Genomic DNA, 8,737 nt, shown 5'->3' with positions numbered 1-8,737 from the left:
TGGGCATCGGCGTCGGCGACAAGGTCGACCTGATGATTCCGCAGCTCAGCGTCACTCCGGCCGGCGTGCTGCCGCGCTTCCGCCGCTTCACGCTGAGCGGTGTGTTCAAGGTCGGCATGTACGAATTCGATCGCGGCCTCGGGCTGGTGAATCTCGACGATGCCGCCGCGCTGTACCGGCTCGGCGACAACGTGACCGGCGTGCGCCTGAAGCTCCACGATCTGTTTCAGGCCCCGCGCGTCGCCCGCGAGCTTGCCCGCGACACGCCCGGTGCCTACTTCGTCAGCGACTGGACGCGCAGCCACGCGAACTTCTTCCGCGCCGTGGCGACCGAGAAGACCGTGATGTTCCTGATCCTCTCGCTGCTGGTCGGCATCGCGGCATTCAACATCGTTTCCACACTGGTCATGGTCGTGCAGGACAAGCAGGCGGACATCGCGATCATGCGCACGCTCGGTGCGACACCGCGCTCGGTCATGGCGGTGTTCATGGTGCAGGGCTCGGTGATCGGCGTGATCGGCACCATCATCGGCGTCAGCCTCGGCGTGCTACTGGCGCTCAATGTGCAGACGCTTGTTCCGCTGCTGGAGGCCGCGACAGGCCGCCAGTTCCTGTCGCCGGACATCTACTACATCAGCGATCTGCCCTCGGACTTGAAGCTGGCCGACGTGCTGCAGATCAGCCTGCTGTCGCTGGCGCTCGGCCTGGTGTCGACGCTGTATCCGGCCTGGCGGGCTTCGCGGGTGCAGCCTGCAGAGGCGCTGCGTTATGAGTAGCGCCATGAATTCCGACATCGTCATCGCCTGCCACGGCCTAGCCAAAACCTTCGACGACGGCCGCCTGAACCTGACCGTCTTCGAGGGCATCGACCTCGAACTCAAGCGTGGTGATCGCATCGCCATCGTCGGTTCGTCCGGCGCTGGCAAGAGCACCTTGCTGCACATCCTTGGCGGGCTCGATTCGCCGACCGCGGGCACGGTATCGGTGGCCGGGCGGGAGATGAGTTCGCTCAGTGACGCCGAGCGTTCGCGGGTGCGCAATGCCAGCCTCGGCTTCGTCTATCAGTTCCATCACCTGCTGCCGGAGTTCTCGGCGCAGGAGAACGTGGCGATGCCGCTGTTGATCCGGCGCACGCCGCGCGCGGAAGCGTTGGCGACGGCGGCAAAGCTGCTGGAAAGAGTCGGCCTCGGTCAGCGGCTGAGCCACAAGCCGGGCGAGCTGTCCGGTGGCGAGCGTCAGCGCGCAGCGGTGGCGCGGGCACTGGTCACCCGGCCGGCCTGCGTGCTTGCTGACGAGCCGACCGGCAACCTCGACACCCGCACTGCCGAAACGGTGTTCGAGCTGATGCTGGAACTGAACCGGGAACTCGGCACCAGCCTGATCGTCGTCACCCACGATCTGAAGCTGGCGGCGCGCATGGATCGCATCTTTTCCCTGCAGGCCGGTGGCCTGAAGGAAGTGTCGCGCGAGCAGCTCGCGGCGGGTGTCCAGCCCGGCTGAATCGGTTGGCGCGTTTGCGTCCCCAGTCGTGGGACGCCGGTTTTCGCCTGTTCCGCTGGTCTTCGCGTTCACCATCGGCGCGCTGGCGTTGCTGCAACTGCCGGCGCTGCCACCGTTGTGGCTCTGGCTGCTGCCGCTGACAGCAGCCCTGTTCCGCTCGCGATGGCGCGGGCTGTTGCTGGCGTTCGCGATCGGCGCGGCGCTGACCGCTCAGCGCGCTTCGGAATTGATCGACCAGCGCTGGCCGGTGTCGCGCTACGGCGAAGTGCTGACCGTCGAAGGCATCGTCGCCAACCTGCCGCAGGCCAGCAGCACAAGCACACCCGATGGCGGCGACAAGCCGGGCGATCAAGCGGCGGACAGCCTCAGAACCTGGCGCTTCCGTTTCGATCCGCTCGGCGCGGACCTTCCCGAACACATCCGTGCGGCCTGGTATCGCAGCAGCGAAACCCTCCGCGGCGGCGAATGCTGGCGACTGAGCTTGAGCCTGCGCACGCCGCACGGCAGCCGTAATCCCGGCGGTTTCGATTACGAAGGCTGGCTGTTCCGCCAAGGCATCGCGGCGACCGCGACGGTGCGCAGCGGCGAGCGTTGCACGACCCGCGGCGGTCATGCGCTGCTCAAGCTGCGGCAGGCCTTTGCCGATCGGCTTGCCCGCTGGCTGCCGGGTCATCCGGCGCTACCGATGGTCGCGGCGCTGAGCCTGGGCGATACCTCGGGGCTTGACGAAGATGACTGGCAGGCGTTCCGGCTGACGGGAACCACGCACCTGGTGGCGATCTCCGGCTTCAATGTCGCGATCGTCGCCGGTGTCGTCTTCTGGCTGATCCGCTGGCTGTGGAGCCGCTCGGCCTCCTTGAGTCAGCGCTTGCCGGCACCGCGTGCCGCGCTGCTGGCCTCGGTGATCGCCGCCCTGCTGTACGCACTGCTCGCCGGCTTCGAGCCGCCGGTGCAGCGTGCCGCCTGGATGCTCGGCCTGCTGGTGCTGGCCGGCTGGTGGGGCGGGCTCGGTCAGCCGTCGCGAGCGCTGGCGCTGGCCTGGGCGGTGATCGTCGCCAGCGATCCGCTGAGTCTGCTGTCGCCCGGCCTGTGGCTGTCGTTCTCGGCGGTCGCGGCGATCTTCTATGTCAGTGGTGGTCGACTGGCGCCAGTCAACGGCTGGCGCGCGGCGCTGAGCATCCAGCTGATGCTCAGCGTCATGCTGGCGCCGCTGACCCTGTACTGGTTCCAGGGCACCAGCCTGACCGGGCCGCTGGTCAATCTGATCGCAGTACCGGCCGCCGCCGTGCTGACGCCGGCGCTGCTGTTCGCCTTGCTCCTTGCCGCCGTGGTGCCGGTGCTGGGATTGCCCTTGCTGCACCGAGTCGCCGATGTCCTCGCGCTGGCGCAGGACGGCCTGCTGTGGATCGCCGAGCGGACGCCGCAAGCCTGGCTGGCGGCCAGCCCGGAACCGGCGGCGCTGCTGCTGGCCTTGATCGGCGCGATCGCGCTGTTCGCGCCCACGGGTTTGCCGACCAGAGTCTTCGGCCTGCTGGCCTTGTCCGCGCTGGCCTTGCCGCCGGCTCGCACGGTCGACAGCGGCTTCCGGCTGACTGTGCTCGATGTCGGTCAGGGTCTGGCGGTGGTCGTGCAGACGCGCGAGCACACGCTGTTGTTCGACGCCGGCCCGGCTTGGCCCGGCAGCTTCGATGCCGGACGTTCGGTGGTCGTGCCTTATTTGCTGCGCAGCGGCCTGCGGAGCATTGACCGGCTGATCGTGTCGCACGGCGATCTCGATCATCGCGGCGGCGTGGCGGCCGTTGCCGCCATCCTGCCGATCGCCAGCCGCAGCGGTTACGGCACCGATACGCCCTGCCGCGCCGGCGAGCGTTGGGACTGGGACGGCGTCAGTTTCGAGCTGCTCGCAGGGCCCGAGAACGGCTTGTCGGACAACGACGGTTCCTGCGTGCTGAGGGTCGCACAGGGCGATCAAGCGGTGCTGCTGACCGGCGACATCGAAGCGAAGACCGAAGCGCGGCTGCTCGTTGAGCTGTCAGAAAAACTGCCGGCGACCGTGCTGGTCACGCCGCATCACGGCAGCCGGACTTCATCGACCGCGGCTTTCCTCGATGCCGTGCAGCCGCAGCTGGCGATCCACAGTGCCGGCTGGCACCACCACTTCGGTCATCCAGCGCGCGTCGTTGTCGCGCGCATGCAAGAACGAGGCATCGCCCAGGTGGCGACTGGCGATGACGGCGCGGTGACGGTCGCCATCGACGGCAATCGTCTTGCTTGCGAGCGCTATCGACCGAACGCGCTACGGTTGTGGTCGACACCGGCCGACGAGGTCTGGCGCAGCGGTTTGCCTTCAGTCATCGGCCCCTGCCGATGAGGCCGATGAGGCCGATGAGGCCGATCAGACAGGCCAGCGGATCGCACTGATCTCGATGTCCCTGTCGCCCGCGGGCCGCTGCCACAGCGCGACATCGCCGACCTGCAGGCCGAGCAGCGCTCGCGCCAGCGGCGAGGTCCAGCTGATCAGTCCGGCTTCCGGATCGGCTTCGTCCTCGCCGACGATCCGGTAGCGACTCTCGAGATTGTCGTCGTCGAGCACGGTGACTTCAGCACCGAACGCCACCTTGCTGGCGTCGCGCGTCGCGCCATTGACCACCTGCGCGGCAGCGATCCGGGCCTGCAGCCAGCGCAGTTCGCGATCGAGCCCGGCGCGGCGCTGGCGGCGATCGGCGGCATCGGCAGCAATCGCCGCGATATCGGCCTCGACCGCATCGCGGCGTGCTTCGAGCATGGCCAGGCCACGCGGCGTGACGTAGTTCGGATGCGGACTGAGCGGCAGTTCGGGCAGATCTTCGGGTTCGTCGCCGTCAACCTCGCGGACGTGGGCCCGGCTCATCGGGCGCGACTCACTTGACGAGCTGCTCGCGCAGGAAGGCCAGGGTGCGGTCGAGCGCGGCACGCGTCGGCTGGCCGGCTTCGTCGATCAGGTGCGTGGTCAGCACGCTGTGCGGGTTGCCGAAGCCTTCGCGGTTGCCGTGACAGGCATCGATCTCGATGCCTTCGAACGCATCGCCGAATTCACGGCGCAGGCGCTCGAAGCGCGAGGGCGCGCAAAGCGGATCCCCGTGGAAGCGCAGGCCGAGAATGCGGGCGCCGTGCTTGTCGATCTTGTCGTGAGCGGCGGCCAGTTCCTTCGGCGATACATGCAGCGCATCGCGGCGGCCGGGCACCGGGATTGGCAGCGAAGGCTGCGACAGCACCGGCGCGATCACCGGCGCGTCGAGCATCATCGCCAGACCGAAGTTGCCGGTCAGGCACATGCCGACGGCGCCGACGCCGGGCCCGCCGCAGGCTTCGTGCGCTTCCCGCGCCAGCGCCCGCAGCCAGTCGACGATCGGGCTCGACTGATTCGCGGCCAGCGTGCTGAATTCCTTGCTGATGCAGATCCGCAGCACCGAGCGGGTCAGGTAGGGCACGGTAATCGGCTGCAGCGGCGTGCCGAACAATTGCGGCATCCAGACGCTGAAGCCGGCATCGGCCACGGTCGTCGCGAAGGTCGTGACCTGCGGCGTGATGCCGGGAATCTCGCTCATCACGATCACCGCCGGGCCGTGGCCGCGCCGGTAGACCGCGCGGGTTTCGCCGAGATGGCTGTGCGGGGCGAGGGTGAAGCCGGGAATCGCTGGAAGATGGTCGATCATGGCTAGCGCATCAGTTGGTAAGGCCCGCCTTTCCCCAGCGCCGCCTGCCAGGCTGGCCGGGCCTTGATGCGGGCGAGGAAGTTGAGGATGTTCGGATAGCCCTGGCTGGCGCCACCGCGGGCGGCGGCGGCTTCGAGCGGGAAGCTCATGATGATGTCGGCCGCGGTCAGTTCGCTGCCGGCGAACCAGCCGCTGTCGCCGAGCGCGGTTTCGATGCTGGTCAGGTGCAGTTTCAGGCTCGGATCGAGATAGCCCCGGCCGACGCCGTTGGCGATCGCCTTGGCGATCGGCCGGATCAGCCACGGCGTTGGCGCGACGGTGGTCTTCGAGAAGATCAGCTTCATTACCAGCAGCGGCATCAGCGAGCCTTCGGCGTAGTGCAGCCAGTAGCGGTAGCGGTTGTATTCCGGTGTGCCGACTGCGGGTATCAGCCGGCCGTTGCCGTGACCCTCGATGAGGTGCTCGATGATCGCGCCGGTTTCGGCGATCACCACACCGTCATCGCTGATCACCGGCGACTTGCCGAGCGGGTGCACGGCTTTCAGCTCGGGCGGCGCGAGCATGGTCTTCTTGTCGCGCTCGTAGCGCTTGACCGTGTACGGCAGGCCCAGTTCTTCGAGCAGCCACAGGATGCGCTGGGAGCGCGAGTTTTCGAGATGGTGGACGACGATCATGGGCAGCCGGCTCCGGTTTCAGTGCAGCTAGCCTAGCTGCATCCGTCGATGTGCGGTCGCGCATCCAAACTGGCGTACGACTCAGGAAGAACGCCGATGAAACGCTCGCTCCGAACGCTTGCCCCCGCTGCCTTGCTGCTGGTCACGCTGCTCGCCGGCTGTGATGACGATGATCATCAGCGCCATCAGCCGAGCTACGGCGCACACCATGATCCAGGCGATGGCGCGATCGGCCTCGATGGCGACACGGTGGTGATCGAAGCCGGTGGCCAGCCCGAGCTTGCGCGCGTCGAACTCGATGGTGCGCTGAGCATCGGTGAAACCGGTATCGAAACCAGCCCGGAAGCCCGAACCGCGCTGAAGGCCTACAGCGCAGCGGCGGTGGCGATGAAGACCCATGCGATCGCTTTCGGCCGTGCCGGTGTCGGCTTCGGTTTCGATACCTTGCGCGATGTCGTCGACGGCCTGATCGAGGGCCGCGACGACGTCGGCAGCGAAGCGCGCGAAGGCGCCGAAGTTCTGGTGGTCAAGGCACGCGAGCTATGCGAGCGGATGCAAACCGTGCAGGTGGCGCAGCAGGCCGCGGCGGCGGCGGTACCGGCGTTCGCGCCCTATGCGGTGCTGGACGATGCGCAGGTCCGGGAATGCTTCGAAGGGATCGACAAGGAAGTCAAAGATCTTCACGACAAGGCCGAGCCGGCGTCATCCGGCGGCGCCTGATCACCGATCCGCTCAGGCCGGCGGCAGGTTGGCCGGCAGCACGATCCGGAAGCGGGTCCCCGGCTCGGCGGGCTCGACGCTGATCCGGCCGCGGTGCAGGTCGACGATCTTCTTGCAGATGGTCAGGCCGATGCCGTTGCCGGGATATTTTTCGCGGGCGTGCAGGCGCTGGAACAGGCCGAACACCTGCTCGGCGTGCTTCTCGTCGATGCCGATGCCGTTGTCGCGCACGCTCAGTTCCCAGTCGTCGCCCTGACGCTCGGCGGCAATCTCGACTACCGGCGCCACGTCCGGACGGCAGAACTTCACGGCATTGCCGATCAGGTTCTGAAACAGCTGCACCATCTGCCGCTCGTTGCCGAGAATGCTCGGCAATTCACCGACCGTCACCGTGGCTGCTGCGGCACTGATCGCGCCATGGACGTTGGCCATGGCAGTGGCGACGACCCGGTTCAGATCGACGGGCTGCGTGGCATCGGATGCCCGTGACACACGCGAGTAGGCGAGCAGATCCTCGATCAGGCTTTTCATCCGCTGCGCGCCAGAGGTGACGAAGCCGATGTACTCGTCGGCGTCCGGCCCGAGCTTGCCTTCGTAGCGCTTCTGCAGCAGCTGGGCAAAGCCGGACACCGTACGCAGCGGCTCCTGCAGATCGTGCGAAGCCACGTAGGCGAACTGTTCCAGATCGGCGTTCGAGCGAGTCAGCTCGTCGGCGCGGGCCTTCAACTCCGCCTCGTCGCGCTTGCGGGCGGTGATGTCTTCGGCGGCACCGACCACGCCGAATATCTCGCCGTCCTGACTCAGCGCGGCGATGCTGAACTGGACAGTCACCACGGCGCCGTTGCGGCGGGTCAGCGGCACCTCGTGATTGGTGATCGGATCGCCACCGTCGAGGGTCTGCTGGTAGCGCCGGTAGACGTCCTTCAGGTGCGCTTCGTCGGAGATCAGCTCCGCCCAGGGCATGCCCAGCAGTTCTTCGACCGGATAGCCGGTGATGTCGCTGGTGCGCCGGTTGGCGGTCATGAAGCGGCCTTCGCGATCCATCGTGAAGATCGCGTTGGTGACGTGTTCCATGATCTTTTCGCGGAACTGGGTCGCGGCTTTCAGCGCCACCTCGGCCTGGTGACGGCTGCTGATCATGTTGTTCAGCTCGCCGGCCAGCACGCCGAGTTCGTCCCTGGAGCGCACTTCCACCAGGGTGCTGAGATCGCCCTGGGCCACGCGCACGGTGCCGTCGCGCAGACCTTCGATGCTTCTGCGCAGATCGGTGGAGACCAGCCAGGCAACCAGCATGGCGATGCCGAGCAACACGCCGGCGGCGGTCATGATCACGCCGAGCAGCAGCCACTGCACGGTGCGCGCGCCGCCGGCGAGCACCGTGGAGAAGCCCTGTTGCAGTGCCGTGACGCGAGTGTTGATCGCGTCGATGCGATTGAGGAACAGGCGTCGGCGCTGATCGTCGAGCTGAGCGGTGTTTTCGGCCACAGCGATCTCGCGCGACATGTTCATCAGCTCCTGCACGCAGTCGTCGGCCTTGCCCCAGATGTCCACCGCTTCGGCGAAGAAGCTGAGGCTGCGGAAATTGCGGAACAGGAAGATCATCTCGGGAATGTCTTCGGCCGGCACACCGCCGGCGAGAAAGCCCTGGTAGACGGCCAGTTCATCGTATTGATCCCTGAGCAGTTCCAGGCGTGCCCGCCGGCTGCCCAGCGGCACGGCGATGGCGTTCTGGAAATAGGTCCAGGCACGACGATCACCGGTCTGCAGATAGCGGGTGATCGCGTAGACGGCGTTCTTCTGGCCTTTCGATGACTGGCTTTCGGCGCTGACATAGGCGCGCACGCCGGAAGACATCGACAACGACAGCGCAACGATGATCAGGGCACCCATCATTGCGACCAGAAACATCGCGACCACGCCGCTGAGCTTGGCGCCGATCGACAGATCGCGCGCGCGCTGGACGAGGCTGCGGCGCCGGGTGGGCTCGACTGGTGCGGCGCCGGTCAAGGCGCGCGGGCTTCCTGGGACGGTGCCTGCCGGGCATCGTCCATGACGGCAAGATTGGTTGCGCCCAGGGAATCGTTGGCCGATTCGGGGCGGCTGTGCTCTCCGGACATCACCATGCGGCTGCGGCCGGCGCGCTTGGCC

At 67.2% G+C, this 8,737-nt stretch carries 8 protein-coding genes; 4 read left to right on the top strand and 4 right to left on the bottom strand.

Annotation, left to right across the window (positions count from 1 at the left end; all coding sequences use genetic code 11):
- The 3 genes from QZY06_RS08565 to QZY06_RS08555 form a co-directional block, all read left to right on the top strand.
- A partial coding sequence (locus QZY06_RS08565; protein ID WP_295682871.1) for an FtsX-like permease family protein occupies window positions 1–776 on the top strand: 776 nt, incomplete at its 5' end.
- Window positions 777–780: 4 nt separating this feature from the next.
- The gene (gene lolD, locus QZY06_RS08560; protein ID WP_295682868.1) at window positions 781–1,500 is read left to right on the top strand and encodes a lipoprotein-releasing ABC transporter ATP-binding protein LolD; all 720 of its coding nucleotides are present in this window, start codon (window positions 781–783) and stop codon (window positions 1,498–1,500) included.
- A gap of 28 nt (window positions 1,501–1,528) precedes the next feature.
- On the top strand, window positions 1,529–3,871 hold the full coding sequence (locus QZY06_RS08555; RefSeq protein WP_295682865.1) for a DNA internalization-related competence protein ComEC/Rec2: 2,343 nt from the start codon (window positions 1,529–1,531) through the stop codon (window positions 3,869–3,871).
- A 24-nt stretch (window positions 3,872–3,895) separates the two neighbouring features.
- On the opposite strand, the gene QZY06_RS08550 is transcribed toward QZY06_RS08555, so the two are convergent.
- From QZY06_RS08550 to QZY06_RS08540, 3 genes are read right to left on the bottom strand one after another with little or no spacing between them, the layout of a single operon-like run.
- Window positions 3,896–4,390 carry a GreA/GreB family elongation factor gene (locus tag QZY06_RS08550; protein ID WP_295682862.1) on the bottom strand — a complete coding sequence of 165 codons (495 nt, stop codon included), beginning with the start codon at window positions 4,388–4,390 and terminating at the stop codon, window positions 3,896–3,898.
- Between the two features lie 10 nt (window positions 4,391–4,400).
- Entirely contained in the window at window positions 4,401–5,195 is a 795-nt protein-coding gene (locus tag QZY06_RS08545; RefSeq protein WP_295682859.1) for a dienelactone hydrolase family protein, read from the bottom strand.
- Between the two features lie 2 nt (window positions 5,196–5,197).
- Window positions 5,198–5,869 (bottom strand): glutathione S-transferase, encoded by a 672-nt coding sequence (locus QZY06_RS08540; protein WP_295682857.1) that lies wholly within the window; start codon window positions 5,867–5,869, stop codon window positions 5,198–5,200.
- A 96-nt stretch (window positions 5,870–5,965) separates the two neighbouring features.
- On the opposite strand from QZY06_RS08540, the gene QZY06_RS08535 reads away from it, so the two are divergent.
- Entirely contained in the window at window positions 5,966–6,589 is a 624-nt protein-coding gene (locus QZY06_RS08535; protein WP_295682855.1) for a hypothetical protein, read from the top strand.
- 12 nt (window positions 6,590–6,601) lie between these two features.
- Here QZY06_RS08535 and QZY06_RS08530 read toward each other — a convergent pair whose 3' ends face one another.
- Window positions 6,602–8,596: an ATP-binding protein gene (locus tag QZY06_RS08530; protein WP_295682852.1), complete on the bottom strand. Its 1,995-nt coding sequence runs from the start codon at window positions 8,594–8,596 to the stop codon at window positions 6,602–6,604.
- Window positions 8,597–8,737 lie beyond the last annotated feature (141 nt).

It is taken from the genome of uncultured Nevskia sp. (genome assembly GCF_903885465.1).
Classification (GTDB): Bacteria; Pseudomonadota; Gammaproteobacteria; order Nevskiales; family Nevskiaceae; genus Nevskia.
The sequence above is the reverse complement of the archived record's forward strand: the minus strand, read 5'-3'. Positions and strand labels throughout refer to the sequence as shown.